1 protein-coding gene is annotated in these 533 nt (G+C 53.3%); it reads left to right on the plus strand.

Annotation, left to right across the window (positions count from 1 at the left end; all coding sequences use genetic code 11):
• Window positions 1–533: GTP-binding protein (locus AC1RKG_RS24855; protein WP_349526360.1), on the plus strand; the 533-nt coding region annotated here is incomplete at both ends.

Here is a 533-nt window from a genome sequence, read left to right on the forward strand (position 1 = left end):
GGTACTATCGGCCACGTTGACCACGGTAAAACTACCCTGACTGCAGCAATCACCACCGTTCTGGCTAAAACCTACGGCGGTTCTGCACGTGCTTTCGACCAGATCGATAACGCGCCAGAAGAAAAAGCTCGTGGTATCACCATCAACACTTCTCACGTTGAGTATGACACCCCGACTCGTCACTACGCGCACGTTGACTGCCCAGGGCACGCCGACTACGTTAAAAACATGATCACCGGTGCTGCTCAGATGGACGGCGCTATCCTGGTTGTTGCTGCGACTGACGGCCCAATGCCTCAGACCCGTGAGCACATCCTGCTGGGTCGTCAGGTTGGCGTTCCTTTCATCATCGTATTCATGAACAAATGCGACATGGTTGATGATGAAGAGCTGCTGGAACTGGTAGAAATGGAAGTTCGTGAACTTCTGTCTGCTTACGACTTCCCTGGTGATGACCTGCCGGTTGTTCGTGGTTCAGCGCTGAAAGCACTGGAAGGCGAAGCTGAGTGGGAAGCTAAAATCATCGAGCTGGC

The organism is Serratia sp. GW822-FHT06D09, assembly GCF_058799515.1.